The 17,999-nt window shown below is 34.4% G+C and carries 19 protein-coding genes; 8 read left to right on the top strand and 11 right to left on the bottom strand.

The window, feature by feature from the left end; translation table 11 throughout:
• Positions 1–140 precede the first annotated feature (140 nt).
• Complete coding sequence (locus BLR30_RS00190; protein ID WP_089853022.1) at positions 141–1,067, top strand: hypothetical protein; 927 nt, start codon at positions 141–143, stop codon at positions 1,065–1,067.
• Between the two features lie 57 nt (positions 1,068–1,124).
• Here BLR30_RS00190 and BLR30_RS00185 read toward each other — a convergent pair whose 3' ends face one another.
• Positions 1,125–4,472, bottom strand: a complete 3,348-nt coding sequence (locus BLR30_RS00185) for a methylmalonyl-CoA mutase family protein (RefSeq protein WP_089854556.1) — start codon at positions 4,470–4,472, stop codon at positions 1,125–1,127.
• A 227-nt stretch (positions 4,473–4,699) separates the two neighbouring features.
• Here BLR30_RS00185 and BLR30_RS00180 point away from each other — a divergent pair, with 227 nt between their 5' ends.
• A complete protein-coding gene (locus BLR30_RS00180; RefSeq protein ID WP_089853019.1) occupies positions 4,700–5,032 on the top strand; it encodes a hypothetical protein in 333 nt (110 codons plus the stop codon).
• Here the strand turns inward: BLR30_RS00180 and BLR30_RS00175 are convergent.
• The gene (locus tag BLR30_RS00175; protein WP_089853017.1) at positions 5,029–6,141 is read right to left on the bottom strand and encodes a DUF3667 domain-containing protein; all 1,113 of its coding nucleotides are present in this window, start codon (positions 6,139–6,141) and stop codon (positions 5,029–5,031) included. The genes BLR30_RS00180 and BLR30_RS00175 overlap by 4 nt on opposite strands.
• A gap of 359 nt (positions 6,142–6,500) precedes the next feature.
• On the opposite strand from BLR30_RS00175, the gene rplM reads away from it, so the two are divergent.
• From rplM to rpsB, 3 genes are all read left to right on the top strand, one after another.
• Positions 6,501–6,956 (top strand): 50S ribosomal protein L13, encoded by a 456-nt coding sequence (gene rplM, locus BLR30_RS00170; RefSeq protein ID WP_042722889.1) that lies wholly within the window; start codon positions 6,501–6,503, stop codon positions 6,954–6,956.
• A 7-nt stretch (positions 6,957–6,963) separates the two neighbouring features.
• Entirely contained in the window at positions 6,964–7,350 is a 387-nt protein-coding gene (rpsI, locus tag BLR30_RS00165) for a 30S ribosomal protein S9 (RefSeq protein WP_034678948.1), read from the top strand.
• 204 nt (positions 7,351–7,554) lie between these two features.
• The gene (gene rpsB / locus BLR30_RS00160) at positions 7,555–8,316 is read left to right on the top strand and encodes a 30S ribosomal protein S2 (protein ID WP_089853015.1); all 762 of its coding nucleotides are present in this window, start codon (positions 7,555–7,557) and stop codon (positions 8,314–8,316) included.
• Positions 8,317–8,740: 424 nt separating this feature from the next.
• Here rpsB and BLR30_RS00155 read toward each other — a convergent pair whose 3' ends face one another.
• Genes BLR30_RS00155 through BLR30_RS00145 form a run of 3 tightly spaced genes read right to left on the bottom strand, consistent with a single transcriptional unit; the run spans position 8,741 to position 10,400 of the window.
• Entirely contained in the window at positions 8,741–9,358 is a 618-nt protein-coding gene (locus BLR30_RS00155; RefSeq protein ID WP_089853013.1) for a hypothetical protein, read from the bottom strand.
• Positions 9,359–9,366: 8 nt separating this feature from the next.
• Positions 9,367–10,080 carry a hypothetical protein gene (locus BLR30_RS00150; protein ID WP_139164559.1) on the bottom strand — a complete coding sequence of 238 codons (714 nt, stop codon included), beginning with the start codon at positions 10,078–10,080 and terminating at the stop codon, positions 9,367–9,369.
• Complete coding sequence (locus BLR30_RS00145) at positions 10,077–10,400, bottom strand: PadR family transcriptional regulator (protein WP_089853010.1); 324 nt, start codon at positions 10,398–10,400, stop codon at positions 10,077–10,079. The genes BLR30_RS00150 and BLR30_RS00145 overlap by 4 nt, the downstream gene beginning before the upstream one ends.
• 216 nt (positions 10,401–10,616) lie before the next feature.
• Here BLR30_RS00145 and ruvC point away from each other — a divergent pair, with 216 nt between their 5' ends.
• A complete protein-coding gene (gene ruvC / locus BLR30_RS00140; RefSeq protein WP_089853008.1) occupies positions 10,617–11,171 on the top strand; it encodes a crossover junction endodeoxyribonuclease RuvC in 555 nt (184 codons plus the stop codon).
• A gap of 56 nt (positions 11,172–11,227) precedes the next feature.
• Here the strand turns inward: ruvC and BLR30_RS00135 are convergent, their stop codons facing one another.
• Positions 11,228–11,638 (bottom strand): hypothetical protein, encoded by a 411-nt coding sequence (locus BLR30_RS00135; RefSeq protein ID WP_089853006.1) that lies wholly within the window; start codon positions 11,636–11,638, stop codon positions 11,228–11,230.
• Positions 11,639–11,808: 170 nt separating this feature from the next.
• On the opposite strand from BLR30_RS00135, the gene BLR30_RS00130 reads away from it, so the two are divergent.
• Positions 11,809–12,879, top strand: a complete 1,071-nt coding sequence (locus tag BLR30_RS00130; protein WP_089853004.1) for a DUF4407 domain-containing protein — start codon at positions 11,809–11,811, stop codon at positions 12,877–12,879.
• Between the two features lie 100 nt (positions 12,880–12,979).
• Positions 12,980–13,177: a KTSC domain-containing protein gene (locus BLR30_RS00125; protein ID WP_089853002.1), complete on the top strand. Its 198-nt coding sequence runs from the start codon at positions 12,980–12,982 to the stop codon at positions 13,175–13,177.
• 115 nt (positions 13,178–13,292) lie between these two features.
• Here the strand turns inward: BLR30_RS00125 and guaB are convergent, their stop codons facing one another.
• From guaB to BLR30_RS00100, 5 genes are all read right to left on the bottom strand, one after another.
• Positions 13,293–14,753 (bottom strand): IMP dehydrogenase, encoded by a 1,461-nt coding sequence (gene guaB, locus BLR30_RS00120; RefSeq protein ID WP_089853000.1) that lies wholly within the window; start codon positions 14,751–14,753, stop codon positions 13,293–13,295.
• A 165-nt stretch (positions 14,754–14,918) separates the two neighbouring features.
• A complete protein-coding gene (locus tag BLR30_RS00115) occupies positions 14,919–15,419 on the bottom strand; it encodes a DUF4252 domain-containing protein (RefSeq protein WP_089852998.1) in 501 nt (166 codons plus the stop codon).
• Positions 15,420–15,431: 12 nt separating this feature from the next.
• The gene (locus BLR30_RS00110) at positions 15,432–16,700 is read right to left on the bottom strand and encodes a DUF4252 domain-containing protein (RefSeq protein WP_089852996.1); all 1,269 of its coding nucleotides are present in this window, start codon (positions 16,698–16,700) and stop codon (positions 15,432–15,434) included.
• Between the two features lie 64 nt (positions 16,701–16,764).
• Positions 16,765–17,436 (bottom strand): hypothetical protein, encoded by a 672-nt coding sequence (locus BLR30_RS00105; protein ID WP_175443564.1) that lies wholly within the window; start codon positions 17,434–17,436, stop codon positions 16,765–16,767.
• A complete protein-coding gene (locus tag BLR30_RS00100) occupies positions 17,411–17,920 on the bottom strand; it encodes an RNA polymerase sigma factor (RefSeq protein ID WP_089852994.1) in 510 nt (169 codons plus the stop codon). The genes BLR30_RS00105 and BLR30_RS00100 overlap by 26 nt, the downstream gene beginning before the upstream one ends.
• Between the last annotated feature and the right edge of the window lie 79 nt (positions 17,921–17,999).

The raw sequence follows: 17,999 nt of genomic DNA, 5'->3' as shown, positions 1-17,999 counted from the left end.
GCAAAGATACTTCAAATGTTTCTTTTTTCCAAAAATAAAATTCGTTTTAACACTCACGCACGTTAGAGTAATTATAATATTAAAAAAAATGAAAATAATATTATTTAATACAAATTTTAAATTTAAAAGAAACAAAAATTATGAATTATAAAGTATCTACTTTTAAATTCTTCGTTTCAAATAGAAACGGAGAAAAACACTTTTTGGCAAACTTGCCTGGGAATCTTGATTTTCAAGATCTGTTTGAAGAATTTTGTAAGGATCTTTTTTCAAATACTAAAAGGTTTAATGAAAATGGAAAAGACAAAAGTTTCACCTTGAGAAATCCTCATAAAATTAACAAGGAAAAAAGATGTGTTTTTGGAAGATTTGGTGCAGGAACAACGGGAGATCCTGTTGATATTAACGATCCTGAAACAAATCAAACTAATTATTCTGTTAATTCATTAGAGCTTCAAGATAGAGTATTGAATTTTTATGCTCTAATCCCTAAAAATAAGCAGGAAGGTTATATTGTATTGCAAAGAAAATCAACCCATAGTATTCAAAAAAGTCTTGAAGACTGTTTTAATAGTTTTTTGTTGAAAAAAGGTTTTGAAGGAGAAAATAAGATTAGATTTAAGCTTGCTTCAGCACCAAACTTTAAATTAATGGAAAAAATGATGAATAATGGAGATTTAAAAGAAGTAAATCTTCATAGAAATCTTATTCCAACTAGTTTTTCAGAATTATTTGAAGATTCAAGTAACTCAAGTCTAGGGACAACAATTACTCAGTTAAAATTCAATAAAGGAGCTGTAAAGGCAAATATAAAGAAAGTTTTATCTGATATTTATAGAAAGAATTACACAGGTGATGAGCAAATAGAAATTGATGGGAATTTTTATGATGAAGTTACATTTACTTTTTATCTTGATAAAGTTACCAAAACATTTTATGTAAATGATAAATCAAAAATAAGATCAGAAATTGATATAACTTCAATGGTTGATGATATTGATGAAGGTGAAATTCCTTTGGACGATTTTGTTAAAATTTCGGAAAAATTAATTTCAGAAATTTCATAATAGAAAAGCCGTAGAAATCTACGGCTTTTTATTTAAATTGCCAGTCCTGCTACCAACTTACATATTTCTCCTATACTTTCCGCCCACTTCAAATAAGGCGTTGGTAATCTGCCCGAGCGAACAGTATTTCACGGCATCCATCATCACTTCAAATAAGTTTTGCTGGTTGATCGCGGCGTGCTGCAAAGTTTTCAAGGCTTCTGCAGATTTATCTTCATTTGACTTTTGGAAATTATGAAGCATTTCGATCTGGAACTGCTTTTCCTCTTCAGTCGAACGGATCACTTCTCCCGGACGAACCGTTGGCGAACCATCTTTTCCTAAGAACGTATTTACTCCAATGATCGGATATTCCCCGGTGTGCTTCAGCCATTCGTAATGCATCGATTCTTCCTGAATTTTCGAACGCTGGTACATCGTTTCCATTGCACCCAAAACGCCACCTCTTTCAGTGATTCTGTCGAATTCTGCATAAACTGCTTCTTCCACCAAATCTGTTAATTCTTCAATAATAAATGAGCCTTGAAGCGGATTTTCATTTTTCGCTAAACCTAATTCTTTATTGATAATCAACTGAATAGCCATGGCTCTTCTTACCGATTGCTCAGTCGGGGTTGTAATCGCTTCATCGTAAGCATTGGTGTGCAATGAATTACAGTTATCATAGATCGCATACAATGCTTGAAGCGTTGTTCTGATGTCATTGAAATCAATTTCCTGAGCGTGAAGCGAACGTCCTGAAGTCTGAATATGATATTTCAGCATCTGGCTTCTTTCGTCGGCTCCGTATTTCAGTTTCATAGCTTTCGCCCAGATTCTTCTTGCTACACGTCCGATTACTGAATATTCAGGGTCGATACCGTTGGAGAAAAAGAAGGATAGGTTTGGAGCGAAATCGTTGATATCCATTCCTCTTGACAGATAATATTCAACATACGTGAAACCATTTGCCAACGTAAATGCCAACTGAGAAACCGGATTTGCGCCTGCTTCTGCAATGTGATATCCTGAAATAGAAACCGAGTAGAAGTTTCTTACCTTTTCTTTAATAAAATATTCCTGAACGTCGCCCATCAATCTCAAAGCAAATTCCGTAGAGAAAATACACGTATTCTGAGCCTGATCTTCTTTTAAAATGTCTGCCTGTACGGTTCCACGAACTGTGGCGATGGTTTTAGCTTTAATTTCAGCGTAAACATCGGCTGGAATAACTTCATCTCCAGTAATTCCTAATAATTTTAAACCTAAACCATTATTAGAAGGAGGCAATTCTCCATTGTATTTTGGTCTTTCTAAACCTTTGTCATCAAACTTTTCTTTAAGCTTAGCCTCAACCTTAGCTTCAAGATTATTTTCTGCAATATATTTTTCAACATTCTGATCGATAGCGGCATTCATAAAGAAAGCCAATAACATCGGAGCCGGCCCGTTAATCGTCATTGAAACAGAAGTCAAAGCATTCACGAGATCAAATCCTGAATAGAGTTTTTTAGCATCATCCAGAGTGGCAATTGAAACTCCCGCATTTCCAATTTTACCATAAATATCTGGTGGTAAAGCAGGATCCTGCCCGTACAATGTTACCGAGTCGAAAGCAGTAGACAAACGTTTTGCAGGCATTTCCGCAGAAACGTAGTGAAATCTTCTGTTGGTTCTTTCAGGTCCGCCTTCTCCGGCGAACATTCTTGTAGGATCTTCTCCAGTTCTTTTGAATGGATAAATCCCTGCCGTGTAAGGGAAGCTTCCCGGAAGATTTTCCTGGCCTTTCCATTTAATTAAATCACCCCAGTCGTTGTATTTTGGTAATGCAATTTTTGGAATTCTAAGGTGAGATAAAGATTCTGTTGAAGTCTCCACTTTAATTTCTTTTCCTCTTACAAAGTATGAATAAAACTCTTCGTGGAAAGCTTTTTTTGTATCATCCCATGTTTTAAGGAAGTCGATATTTTCCTGTTGAAGTTCCTTTTCAGCCTTCTGATATTCAGCATCTAAAGTTTCATTGGAAATAAGTTTTTTCACGCCTTCAATATGATACATTGTTCTTGCAAGCTCAGCTTGTTTTTCAACATTGGCATCGTACTGTCTGTTATTTTCAACAATTTCAGAAAGGTAACGAACTCTTTTGGGCGGAATGATGGTTACCTCATCTGTAATTTCCTGTTCAACAAAAGATTGAAGTTTTAGATTTTCAAATTTATCGTTTACTTTAGAAATTAATCTATTGTATAATTCTGTTGTTCCGTGGTCATTGAACTGAGAAGCTTTTGTAGCGTAAACCGGCATTTCATCTAAAGGCTGCTCCCACAACAAATGGTTTCTCTGGAACTGTTTTCTAACCGCCTGAAGCGCATCAAGAGCACCTCTTTTATCCGATTTATTTAATGCCACTAAATCTGCATAATCCAACATATCGATTTTTTCCAACTGTGTGGAAGCTCCGTATTCAGGAGTCATTACGTACATAGAAACATCCGCAAAATCTGAAACTTCCGAACCTGATTGTCCGATACCTGAAGTTTCCAGAATGATTACATCAGGATGAGCTAATTTTAACACATTTAAAGCGGAATGAATGAACGGAGAAACAGAAACATTGTTTTCTCTGGTTGCCATCGAACGCATATAAACTCTTGGATCATTGATGGCATTCATACGAATTCTGTCGCCTAAAAGCGCGCCTCCGGTTTTCTTTTTGGAAGGGTCAATTGAGATAATTGCAATTTTTTTATCGGTATTAGAACGTAGAAAACGCCTTACCAATTCATCTGTCAAAGAAGATTTTCCGGCTCCACCAGTTCCTGTGATCCCAATAATCGGAATGTTTAAATCTTTTGATTTCTCGTCGATTGCCTTTACCAGTTCAGGTTTTTCTTCCGAGAAATTTTCAACAGCAGAAATTATTTTAGCAATGCTTGTAGAATTTTCAAAACTGATTGAATCTAAATCACTAACTCCTACCTCTTTTCCGGTTGCAAAGTCAGATTTTTGAACCAAATCGTCGATCATCCCCTGTAAGCCGAGTTCGCGGCCGTCATCCGGAGAATAGATTCTGTCGATGCCGTAAGACATAATGTCTTCGATCTCTTCTGGCAGAATTACACCGCCACCACCACCAAAAATTTTGATTTGTGGTGAGTTTTTTTCTCTTAAAAGATCATAGATATATTTAAAATATTCGTTGTGTCCACCCTGATAAGAGGTTAACGCAATCGCATTAGCATCTTCCTGAATGGCCGTATTTACTACTTCTTCCGCAGACTTGTCGTGTCCAAGATGGATGACTTCGCATCCTGTACCTTGAATTACACGTCGCATAATATTGATCGCCGCATCATGGCCGTCGAATAAAGAGGCCGCCGTAACAATTCTTACTTTGTTTTTAGGAGTATATTTTTGGGTTTCCATAAAAAATCTAGAAAATTTCTGAATTTTCAAATATAACAATAAAATAACAACCTTTAATTCAAGTTTAAAGATTTGATTTTTAATCATTTACACAAAATTCGTCTTTTAAGTATTTTCCAATAGAACAAACATTCGTTTAGGACAAGCTTAAGGTCGAGACTGAGATTACGCGTAAAACTTAAATTCCCAAATTAATTTCTCTACTTTTGTATTTTATTTTAAAGAATATGAAAAAGGCATTGCTCTATTTTTTATTAGGAACAGTTTTAAGTTTTTTGATTAATTATTTTTTTTACAGTTCCGAAAATATCGGACTTGACCTCTACTATGCAATCGCTTTTGGTTTTGCGTGGGGAATTGCCTATTTTCTGGATACCCCAAATTTTTCACTACCCAAAAAGTTAGGATTATCTTTTTTGGCAATGGCAGTTTTGGTAGCGGTTGGGACTTTATTATTCAATCTTGAATTGGCCATTCCTTCCATCCTGAAATTTTCCACGGTTTTTGTAGCCTATTATCTCATTGCAAGTTTCAGAGCCAGTAAGACACTTCGGGATTAATGCATCATAATAAAACTTATATACATTAGTAATAAGAGCATACACAGGATTCCGAAAAAATTAACAATAAAAATTAAAATACCTTTTATAATACTGCTGCTTCTTGAGCTTTCATAAACCCTGTGGTGAGCAATGAAAAAATAAACAAATATATAAATGAAGGCTGCCACATAACATAGTAGCTGCAAAAGATTCATAATACCGCCATACGGAATAAGATCTATAATTCTGCCGAAGAATATAAGGATAAGAATGCCGAGTAGCAGAAAAGAAAAATAATGAAGTGTAAAGATTCCGTGGTCAAAATACCACCATTTCTTTTTATTGTGGAAAATCCATAGAAAAAATGCGAAAATGGGAAGATATACAAACAATGCTTTCGGAAGCGTATGAACAAAAGTTTCTGTGAATTTTCTGATAATTTCTTCCTTTCCCAAGCCCTGTTCCTGCAGATGGAATAATTTTCGTGCAAAAGGCTTCATAAAATCAAAAACGGCCTTATCATTTTTATTTTTAGCATAAAGTGAATCGAACTGCTTCATGTTTTTGGCACCAAGCACCGTCATTTTTCCATCTTTGTTTTCAGCTAAGGCATCGGTTTCTATATCATTACCATTGATTTCTGTAATTTTGGCATCCTTATAAGTTTCCTTTTTTTCATCTTTAATATTATTTTTATTTTTAATCTGCTGAGCAAGGCTATCTGTAAATTTTGCAATTTTCTGCTCCTGTTGCTTCGCTCTAAGGATTTCCTGAGAAGTATTCTCTTTTGGGTTATGATTTACTTCTTCAGAGGTTGAGAACAATGAAGGGAGAAAAAAAGTAATAAAACTTATGAATATATAAAGCTTTACAGGAGCTACATATAGCTGTCTTTTTCCTGCGAGATATTCTTTAGTAAGCCTTCCGGGATTGCACAGCAAAAACCTTATCGTTTTCCAGAACTGCCCGTCGTAATGGGTAAAGTCTTCAATGAAATGAGTAAAGAGATAATGAAACGGCTGTTTGGTCTCCGTATTTTCCTGTCCGCAGTGCGGGCAGAATCTTTCCTCGACAGTATGGCTGCAATTAAGACAGGTTTTATCTGTTCTGATTTTTCCGTGACTCATGGTTTTATAAGATTTACCACAAATATAAAAATTTAGCCAACATTACAACATATCCGTGCTATTACAATCTGGTTTCTGAATAAAATTTAATAAAAAAGAAAATTAAATGTAATTATTTTGATTTGGCTGAATAATTCAGTCTTTCATTTTATTAACTTAAAATATTCTGATGAGAATAATTTAGTAAATGAAACATCTACAATATGATGTCTTTATCTTTTAATGATAATATGCTAAATATCTTAATCTTACATTTACATACATAATAATTACAACATATGTTTTTGGGTTATCAAAATAATTTGTACCTTTGCACACCCTTTTAGGGGAAAATTATGTTTAATCTTTAACTAAAACGTGTGAATACATTAAGTTACAAAACTGTTTCAGCGAACAAAGCTACTGCTAATAAAGAATGGGTTGTGGTAGACGCTGAAGGACAACCGTTGGGAAGACTAGCTTCTACGGTTGCAAAGATTTTGAGAGGTAAGCACAAAACAAACTTTACACCTCACGTAGATTGTGGTGATAACGTTATCGTTTTGAACGCTGGGAAAGTTACACTTTCCGGAAACAAGTGGAACGACAAGACTTATATCTGGCATACAGGATATCCTGGAGGACAGAAGTCTATGACTGCGGCTGAACTTCAGAAAAAAGATTCTTTAAAAGTATTGGAAAAATCGGTAAAAGGTATGTTGCCTAAAAACAGATTGGGAGCAGCTTTATTGAAGAACCTTTATTTATATGAAGGAACTGAGCACAAACATGAAGCTCAACAGCCTAAAACAATTAATGTTAACGAATTTAAATAATTAATTTATGTCTATAGTTCACAAAATCGGAAGAAGAAAAACTTCTGTAGCTAGAGTTTACGTAAAGCCAGGAACTGGTAACATTACAGTAAACGGTAAAGATGCTGCAACTTATTTCTCTACAGACGTGATGGTTTACAAACTAAACCAACCGTTCATCCTTTCTGAAACTGTTGGTCAGTACGATGTTACCGTAAACGTATTCGGTGGCGGAAATACAGGTCAGGCAGAAGCTATCAGATTAGGTATTTCAAGAGCTTTATGCGAGATCAACGCTGAGTTCAGATTAGCATTGAAGCCTGCTGGTTTACTTACAAGAGACGCAAGAATGGTGGAAAGAAAGAAGCCAGGTCAGAAAAAAGCAAGAAAGAGATTCCAATTCTCAAAACGTTAAGAATTGCGATAGGCTTAAAGCAATATGCAATAAGCTTTTTGAAAAACTTATTAAAATTTTTAATCCGCTTCAAAGCTTACCGCTTAATGCCTAAAGCTTAAAGCAAAAAATTGCCCGTTACGTTTAGCATCCAAACACTTCTCCCATCTAAAGAAGTTGTTGATTGTTTAAAAAACGGAAAGTAAACTAACAAAAACAGAAAACATGGCAAAAGCAAATGTAAAAGACCTTCTAGAGGCTGGCGTACACTTCGGTCACATGACCAGAAAGTGGAACCCAAATATGGCTCCATACATTTTTATGGAGAAAAACGGTATTCACATTGTAGACTTACATAAAACAGCAGTTAAATTGGATGAAGCGTGCAGCGCCTTAGAAAAATTAACTTCTGCAGGTAAAAAAGTTCTTTTCGTAGCAACTAAAAAGCAGGCGAAAGAAGTAGTAGCTAAACACGCTGCTGAACTTAATATGCCTTATATCACAGAAAGATGGCCAGGAGGTATGTTAACGAATTTCGTTACAATCAGAAAGGCTGTTAAAAAAATGAACTCCATCGACAAAATGAAAAAAGATGGTACGTTCGAAACTTTATCTAAAAAAGAAAGATTACAGGTAGACAGACAGAGAGCTAACCTTGAGAAGAACTTAGGTTCTATCGCTGACATGGTGAGACTTCCTTCTGCTATATTTGTAGTTGACATCATGAGAGAACACATCGCTGTAACTGAAGCTAAAAAACTAGGTATTCCTGTTTTTGGTATCGTTGATACCAACTCTGATCCTAGAAAAGTAGACTTCGTAATCCCAGGAAACGATGATGCTTCTAAATCTATTGACATGATCCTTAGCGTAGTTTCTGAAGCTATCAAAGATGGTCAGTCTCAGAGAAAAGCTGATAAAGAAAAATCTAAAGAAGAAGGAGAAGTAGTATCTGCTGATAAAGATGCTGACTTTGATGGAGAATAATTAAGATTTTCTCTTACCATATAAAACCGCCGAATCTTACTATTCGGCGGTTTTTATTTACCCTCTATATATTTGTTAATACCGCTCATTTCGCAGAAAGATTTAGAAAATCCTTCATCTTGCTTAAGCTTTTCCTGTGCTCAAAAAAGTTGAACATGACGAAAATTATGATGACATACAATAGATAAGGAATAATAATTATTACAATCAATGGCAAAATATGAATGGCTTCATTTGTTCTGAAAAATTTAAAAACATACTTATCGTCACTCAAAATTAGCTGAAATATAACAACATTAATGTTTAATAAAATCTCTCAATTCTATAAATATCCAGCACCAGTCCTTGGAAAACAAGATAATCAGTTAACATCAACTCTTGTTCATTTAAAATTATCTTATCTTAAAATTTTGAGCAACATTAATCAAATCAAGACATTCACTTTCTTCAAATTCAAATACAAAAGCTGAAACTGAAGGGCTAATGAATATACAGAAAAGAATTTTGTAATCTGAAAATATATTATTTCCCAATTGCCTGTTGTAAAGAAATTCCCTAAAATGAACAACGTCATTACGATAAACATATTTCTGAGCAATAATGGATGAAAGCTCATAGAAACATAATTAAAAAATTTCATTTTCTTTTTTACAAAATTATAAACAAGCAGCATAAGCCAACCTCCCAGCAAGCATATTTGTAACATGGTGAAAAGATCATAATTTATAAGTATTAACAGTAAGGCCGTTCCGGAAAATAGCGAAGAGATAACCGTCATTTTCTGAAATCTCTGATGCAGGATAACTTTTTCAATTCTTGCGACTTTCTTGAATGAAAAAAAATCTGCTTTCACCATTTCAAGCTCATCTTTCCAGCTTATTTTGACGGCTAGAAAGGCTTCCTGAAAATTAAAATTTTCAGATTCCATTAAAGAAGAGATTTGCAGAATAAAATGATCTTTAACTTCAGAAAGTATTTGCGGAGATAATTTCTTTGATATAAGATAAGCTGTAATTTGTTTTTCCTGTTCTTTCGAAATCATTTTTTTAACTATAATATTTTTTTAATTTGACTAAGCTTTTTGATATTTCCCTTTAATGAAAAATAAGAGAATAAGTAAAGTGTTAAAAATACAAACCCAGCAAAAATACTTTTAAAGAATATAAAAATTGAAATTTCTGTCTGGGAAATGGAATTAATATAATCATATATCAATGCAAATGAGTTTTTCGGAATTTCAATAAGATTGTCTGCAATTAATGTAATAAAAAATACAAAAAGTGGATGAACAAAATTGTTTATAACTATATTACCCGTGTTATTCTTATTTTCCATGTTTTTCTGACGGATAAACATCACGATTATTTCAAGGAGTAAACAGAAAACTATAATTTTAATGAATTTATTAATATTTAAATACCATTGCTCATTCAAAGCAAAGGCTAAAATGATTTCTACGCAAATAAATAAAAATGCGATTAAAATTGATTTTAGTAATGTACTTTTATTATTAATCTTATCAATTTCATAAGCTATGCTTGTAATTTTTTGTCTTGAAAAAGGATTTTTCTTAACCATATTAAGATCTGCACTCCAATATATTTTTACTTCTTCAAAAGCATTTTCAAAATTCAAATTTTCATTTTTTTGGATTTCTGAAATCTGAGAAATCATGTGATCTTGTATCTCGGTTAAAAGTTTTCCTGAGATTTTTTTGGACAGTAAATACTTTTCAATTTCCCGTTCCTGAAAAAAAGTCATCATATATTAAAAATCGTATTTAGGTTAAACAAATAGTTTTTCATTTCCGCTTCCTGTTCTGCCTGCTGTTTTTTCCCTTTTTCTGTCAAGAGATAATATTTACGATCCCGGCCATTTATTTTCTGAATCTCAGAATTAATCATTCCTTCCGCCTCCAGCTTGTGCAGAAGAGGGTAAAGCGCTCCTTCTGTCATCTCAAGCTCACCTTGTGTAAGTTCTTTTGCGCGTTGCGTAATTTGATACCCATACATTTTGATCTCTTTTGCAAGCAACTTAAGAATTATGTTTTGAAGTGTTCCTTTATAAAGACTGTTCTTTTTCAATATCTCATCTTTTATACCTAGCAAATCTATACATAATTTTCTTATGCATAAAATTTATTTTTGATTTTTTTATTTCGAAAGAGATTAAAGAACAAAAAAATTTAATTCAGAAAGCAGATTCTTCTTACAACTTATTGAAAATATTTTCAATTAATCTGTTTTAAAAATATTTAATTTCATTATATAACATTTTTAGAAAGTCATATCTTTGAGCCAATGATTGCAGAGAAGATTATTTTAGGAATCGACCCCGGAACAACGATAATGGGTTTTGGAATTATTTCCATAAAAAAAGGTAAAATGGAAATGATTTCTATTCATGAATTATTGCTGAAAAAGTACCCAAACCACGAAACAAAGCTTAAATATATTTTTGATAAAACCCTGGCTCTTATAGACGAATTTCATCCCGACGAAGTTGCCCTAGAAGCTCCTTTTTATGGAAAAAATGTGCAAAGTATGCTGAAATTGGGACGCGCACAGGGAGTTGCCATGGCCGCAAGTCTTTACCGAAACATTCCTATTACAGAATATTCCCCAAAGAAAATAAAAATGGCCATTACCGGAAATGGTAACGCCAGCAAAGAGCAGGTTGCCGGTATGTTGCAAAATCTTCTGAATCTAAAAGAATTCCCTACAAAATATCTTGATGCGTCCGATGGACTTGCAGTAGCAGTATGCCATCATTTTAATATGGGAACAATTGCAGATACCAAATCTTATACAGGCTGGGAAAGCTTTTTAAAGCAAAATCCCGGACGGTTAAAATAAATATTCCACAGATATTTATTGAAGATATATAAAAACTGCGGAATATTTAGTTTAAATTATTTGCCTTTATATTCTTCAGGGGTAATCTTAAAATCTGTTGTCGGCTTACCGTTTTTATCATAATACGTATAGACCATCGTAACGTCATTATCGCGGAATTCTTTGATATCAGGAGAAGTTTTTACAACGCGCAAAGCCCCTTCTTTAGCACTGGCTTTGAACGCTTCTATTTGCTCCGGAGTTACACTTTCCTTTACATCGTCCGTTAAAGTATAATTATATTTGAAAATTTTACCGGGCTGGGCCGAAACACTGTCAAGACGAACACCGTCTGCCAGATTCTGTGGCGTTGTTTTATTGATATTGGCGGCAACCTCTTTAAGATCATCATCAATTGTTTTCTCTTTGCTACAAGAAGATAAAGCCAGTGTAACACATAGCACTGAAAGGCAGATTACATTTTTCATATTTTAAAATTTTAATGATTGTCATTTAAAGATAAGAATATTTTCTTTAATAAATTTAAAACACTGATTAACAATCAAATAAATCAATATTTAATTATACTTGGTAAAACATAATACTATCTTTAACCTCGGTATGATTTTTAATAGTACATTTGTATAAATTTTCTGTCATGAAAAACAACCAACAAACTATAAATCAGGTGAATCAAAACATAAATTGGTTCCAGAAATTTCTGATGGTCTGTTCCGGAGGAAATATTCATATTTTAAGAAAAACCCCCAGTGAATGGAACAAATTTGCCGGAATTGGCGGAATTGTTCTTTTTACGGCTATTTTTGCCACACTCTCCGCAGGATATGCGATGTACACTGTTTTTGATAATATATGGTCTGCCATAGGCTTCGGTATTCTGTGGGGATTGATGATTTTCAATCTAGACCGCTACATCGTTTCATCGATCAAAAAAACCGGCACATGGTGGAATCAGGTTTTAATGGCTATCCCAAGATTGATTCTGGCTACTTTTTTAGGAATTATTATTTCTAAACCATTAGAGCTTAAAATCTTTGAGAAGGAAGTCAATAAACAGCTGAATACCATTATTCAGAGGAATAAAAAACAGCTTCAGGGTGAAATGAGCGGAAGAATACTCCAGCAAAGCGGCCCTTTTGAAACGGAAAAGAAACAGATTTCCGAAAAAATTGCCAATTACCAAAAATCTTACGATTCCGCCTCGGTAGAACTTGAAAAAGAAATTCTGGGAAAAAAATCCGGATTAACCAGCGGGAAGGAAGGTTTTGGACCCAATGCAAAACGTAAACAGGAGCTTAAAGAACAAAGGCGACAGGATCTGGAAAATTATCAGAAGCAGGTAGCTCCCCGATTGGAATATTTAGACAAAGAAATCTCAAAAGTCTACACCAATCTGGAAACAGAGAGAAAATCTACAGAAACCTTTGAGGATAAATTCAACGGTTTTGCAGCAAGACTTCAGGCATTGGACGAACTGGGGAAAAATTCAGCAATTATTGGTCTGGCAGCTGCATTTATCATGGGACTTTTTATTTGTCTAGAGATTTCTCCGGTTTTAGTAAAATTAATTTCTCATATCGGACCTTACGATTATCTTTTAGAAAAAACAGAAAATGATTTCCGGCTTTATTCTAAGGAAAAAGTAGAAAAAGGAAACGCATTAACAGATTTCAGAATCGATGACTTTAAAGACAAGCTGGACAAATAATTCATTTCAAATATTTCATCATTAGCCTTTCGGAACTTTTCGGAAGGTTTTTTATTATGTCAACACTATTTAAAGGAATATTTTTTGTTTAAACCTAAGTATGCCGTCATCAGTAGTCAATAAATATCTGTATTTTCCTGAGACTGAAATTTTAAGAATTATATATCAGTCGGGTGCGGTATATGATTATTTAAAAGTTCCTTCAGAAATCTTTGAAAGATTCAAAACCGTGCAATCTAAAGGAAGGTATTTGAATTATGTTATAAAGTCAAAATTCAAATATAAAAAGATTGAATAACGATAGCTTTCGGATTATTTTTTTCTTTAGTTTCGGGGCGCGGGCTTCGCCCGCGCCCCGAAACTAAAGAATGCTGTCGATCGACAGCATTCTTTTATCTATAATTTAAAAATTCTTACAAAGAATAGTTCGGAGCTTCCTGAGTAATAATAACATCATGAGGGTGAGATTCTTTCAATCCGCTTCCGGTAATCATTACCATTTTAGTGTCTATTTGTAAGGCTTCAATATCTTTAGCCCCACAATATCCCATTCCGGCTCTCAAACCACCTGTTAACTGGAAAATAACGTCTTCCAATTTACCTTTGCTCGGAACTCTTCCTTCGATTCCTTCCGGAACAAATTTTTTAGCTTCACTCTGGAAATATCTTTCTTTTCCACCTCTCTTCATGGCAGATAAGCTTCCCATTCCCTGATATGTTTTGAATTTTCTACCCTGGAAGATAATTTCTTCACCCGGAGCTTCATCAGTTCCGGCAAGAAGTGAGCCCAACATTACAGCTCCTGCTCCACTGGCGATTGCTTTCACGATATCTCCTGAAAGTTTAATTCCTCCGTCAGCAATTACGGCAACATTTTTAGTTTTTGCATATTCGTAAACGTTGTAAATAGCAGATAGCTGCGGAACTCCAACCCCTGCAACCACTCTCGTAGTACAGATTGAACCCGGGCCAACTCCGACTTTAAGTACATTTGCTCCCGCTTCAATTAAATCTTTAGCAGCTTCAGCCGTTACAATATTTCCTCCAACAATGTCAAGATCCGGATATGCTTTTCTGATTTCTGATATTTTATCTAAAACCCCTTTAGAATGTCCATGCGCAGAATCGATACCAATGATATCAACACCAGCTTTTACCAATGCTTCAATTCTTTCCAGCGTATCTTCTCCTACTCCAACGCCTGCTCCAACGATTAACCTTCCGTTCTGATCTTTGTTGGCATTTGGGTATTCCAACTGATTGTCGATATCTTTAATCGTAATAAGGCCAACCAATTTATTTTCTTCATCAACAATAGGAAGCTTTTCTACTCTGTTTTTCAAAAGGATTTCCTTTGCTTTCTCAAGATTTGTATTTTTATCGGAAGTGATTAGCTTATCTTTTGTCATAATCTCTTCCACCTTCATATCAAGGTTTTCCTGATATTTTACATCTCTGTTGGTAATGATTCCTATTAAAGTATTTTCGGCATCAACAACAGGAAGTCCTGAAATTTTATATTTGGCCATTGTTTCCTTAGCCTGAGCCAGCGTATGATCTTTTGAAAGCGTTACAGGGTCGGAGATCATTCCGTTTTCAGAACGTTTTACTCTGTTTACCTGAGCAGCCTGTTCTGCAATGGTCATATTTTTATGAATGAAACCTAAACCACCTACTCTTGCCAATGCAATTGCAAGCTCAGCTTCAGTCACTGTATCCATCGCAGCGGAAACTATCGGAACATTAAGCGTAATTTTGTCGGTAAGTCTTGATTTTAATGAAACCTGATTAGGTAAAACTTCAGAATAAGAAGGGACTAGAAGCACGTCATCGAAAGTGATGGCTGTCTCTACAATTTTGTTATGAATAGACATCTTTACTTTCTTGCAAAATTAAGGTATTTTGATGGAATATGAAAATAGATTTTAATAGTTTGAATAAAACTTAATAATCAATACATTAAATTAAAAAACCACTCCGTATTTACGAAATGGTTTTCTACAAAATAAAATTTAGATATGATTGAAATATGAAAATGACTATTTATCTTTTGCAGAAGCAATCATTCTTGAGATATCATCTGCCGTAAAACTTCCTTTAATATCTACAAAAACAAGCTCTTTATCTGAGTTTACGGTAATCAGCATATTTTTGATAGCATCACCTTTTTGTTTTACACGAATATTGACATTATCTCCATCATGTTTTATAGTGGCCCATTCCTCATAATTATTGTTATTGAGGTAGTTTGCAAAATCCTTCAGCATATCTCGGTCTCCATTTTCAACAGTCAGCACTTTTATCTTGGAAACTTTTTTCACCAATCTGATAAGTTCTTCATCTCCTCCATCTTCCCGCAAAGCTTTTTTGATGTAAGGCTTAGCTAAAAATAAAGGAACATTAATGCTTACAAATTTCGCTCCTTTGAAGTCACGTCCCGACTCTGAAAAGTATGCGATATTCGGTCTTTCAGAAACAATGCAGGACTGCATAACAAACATTACAGAGAGGATGAGAAAAAGATTTTTTATTATTTTCATGGCTATTATTTTTTAGTTAATTTGTTTCAAGCTTCCGCCAGATGTTTTACTGATATTTGAATCGACCTTAGGCTCGCCCTTGTATTTAATTGTTCCTCCTGAAGAAGCTGTTGCTTTTAGACGATTTACTACATGGCTCGTAACAGCAGCTCCCGATGTTGCTTCGGCTTCAAGGTCATTAAACTGAAATTTCCCTGCATTACAAACGGCTCCACTGCTTACATCAATTGATCCTGTATTAACATTTCCATTAAGATTTGCCACTGCGCCACTGGATGCTTTAATACTGACCTGTTTGGAATTAATGGTAGAATTGATGACAGCTCCCGAGCTCACTTCCACTTTTGCATTGTCTGAAATATTGAAGTTACCATTAACCACTGATCCTGATGAAAGATCAACCGAAACCTTATTTTCATTTATATTATTAATAATATTGAAAACAGCACCCGAAGAAGTTTTAATGTTATCAAGCCTAGGTGAAGATACATTTACACTGATATTTTTGAACTTTAAATTCCGTTGTCCTTTATTATCAATATACACTTTCAGTAACCCATTATCAACTTTTGTTACGATATACTGAAGCTTGTCTGCGTCTGCAATTACTTTTACCGATGAAGGGTTTTCCTGTTTGAAGTTAACAATTACGCCGGTACTCACCTGTACTCCGGAGAATTCGCCCACACTTCTGGATTCACCACTAAGATAGGAAGATGTACTCTGAATAGCAAAACTCGTTTTTGTATTGGTCGCAGAATTTGTTTTGGTTTCTGTAGAATTAATGAGTTTATTGATATCATCCATAGAAAGTCTGCCATCAAGCTTTATCAGAATACTTTCTTCACCGCCACTGTCAATACTCAACAGTAGATCGTCAAGAATTCCGTCTTTTTCTTCCGCCGACAAAAATTTTATTTTGGCACCGTCGCTATTCATGGTCATGATCTCGTTGTAGTTCAGGGTGCTTAAATAATTTTTAATATCCCTGTTGATCTGTGACAGTTTTTGTCCGTTTGCAGAAGTTTCGTCTTTAGGTCTTTCAGCAATAAAAATTTTTAATCCTTTTATTTTTGCCAAAAGAGGTTTGATCTGATCCAATTCGGCATCTCCTAAATCAAGATTACTGAGCATTCCGAACATCGGTTTTGCAATCTTGATAGTAGTCACCCCCTCCACTTCCTGATATTTATCAAAAAGTTGTTCTACTTTATCCTTTTGTCCGTACACATTGAAGAAATATGAAAAGACAACTGCTAATATTATGAATATTTTTTTCATGAGTCAATTTTTATTTTTTGATTATTAGTGCCTGATCAGGTGCATAATCTTTTTTTAAGGTTAATTAATAATCGTCGTCAACGACTTTTGGTTGTACTAATTTCTCATTGACGTTATTTGCAAATATTTGGAATGAATACTTAGTCACATTTATGGCTTCTTCCACGTTATCAATTCTTTTTCCGTTCACAATAACGTAAGAATCTTTGTATCCGGTGGAATCTTTCAGAGCTTTACGATAAGAAGAATTGTACACATATCGTGGCTTTCTTTCTTTCTTAAGCCTGCCCCTTTTTGGTAAAATTTCATCTAAATAATCCTTTTCAGCTACTGTATTTTCCTGAAACAGAGAATCTTTCTTCGCTCCTGAAACAGAATCCGATACATGATTTACAGCAACCTGAACCTGATGCTCACTGTTTTCCTCGATGAAATTATTTTTCTGTAATTTGATCTGATTTTCCACCAGCTGAGCCTGGTTTTCAATGTTTTTATTATTATAATTAAATATGAATCCAATGCTTAACAGCACAACTACACTCGCTGCCATCCAGAACCATTTCGGAATCGAAGGTTTATTTTTGGTGCCAATCGGAATAATCGGAGTTTCATTGTCTTTTACTTCATCTTTACCTTCCGCTTTTTTCAGAAAATCCTCGAAATCCCATTCCATTTTTTCTTCCTTTAAATTTTGGAAGATCTCGTTGTATTTATCTTGAAATTTGTCTTTGCTCATAGCTCATCAATTGTGAGATTTGTTCTTTTACTTTTTGTCTTGCCCGCATCAGATTTACTCGTACTGCGTTTTCTTCCATTTCCAACATTTCTGCTATTTCCGAGACTTCATATTCTTCTACATCTTTCAAATGGATAACCATCTTTTGTTTTTCAGGAAGCTGATTAATAAAACCAATGATATGCTCCTTTAAATTATTCACGTCCATACTGTAAAGTTCCGAACGGTGAAGCTGCATATCTGCAAAACCCGTTTTTACGTCATGATGCTTCAGTCTGTTCAGACATTCGTTCCGGACTGCTTTCAAAGCATAGGATTTTAAGTTCCCAAACTTTTCCAGCTCATCTTTTTTCTGCCAGAATTTTATCATCAGATCCTGCACTACATCTTCTGCTTCATCGCTACTCATGACAAACCTTTTCGCAAAGCGATACATCTCATTTTTGAGAATGAATACCGTACTTTTAAAGGTTTCTTGAGTCATAAGTTTTGTTTCTATAAGTAAGACAACCAGATTTTACATAATATTACATTAAAAATAAAAAAACTTCAAAAAAATTTGA

The organism is Chryseobacterium taeanense (assembly GCF_900099685.1).
Classification (GTDB): Bacteria; Bacteroidota; Bacteroidia; order Flavobacteriales; family Weeksellaceae; genus Chryseobacterium; species Chryseobacterium taeanense.
The sequence above is the reverse complement of the archived record's forward strand: the minus strand, read 5'-3'. Positions and strand labels throughout refer to the sequence as shown.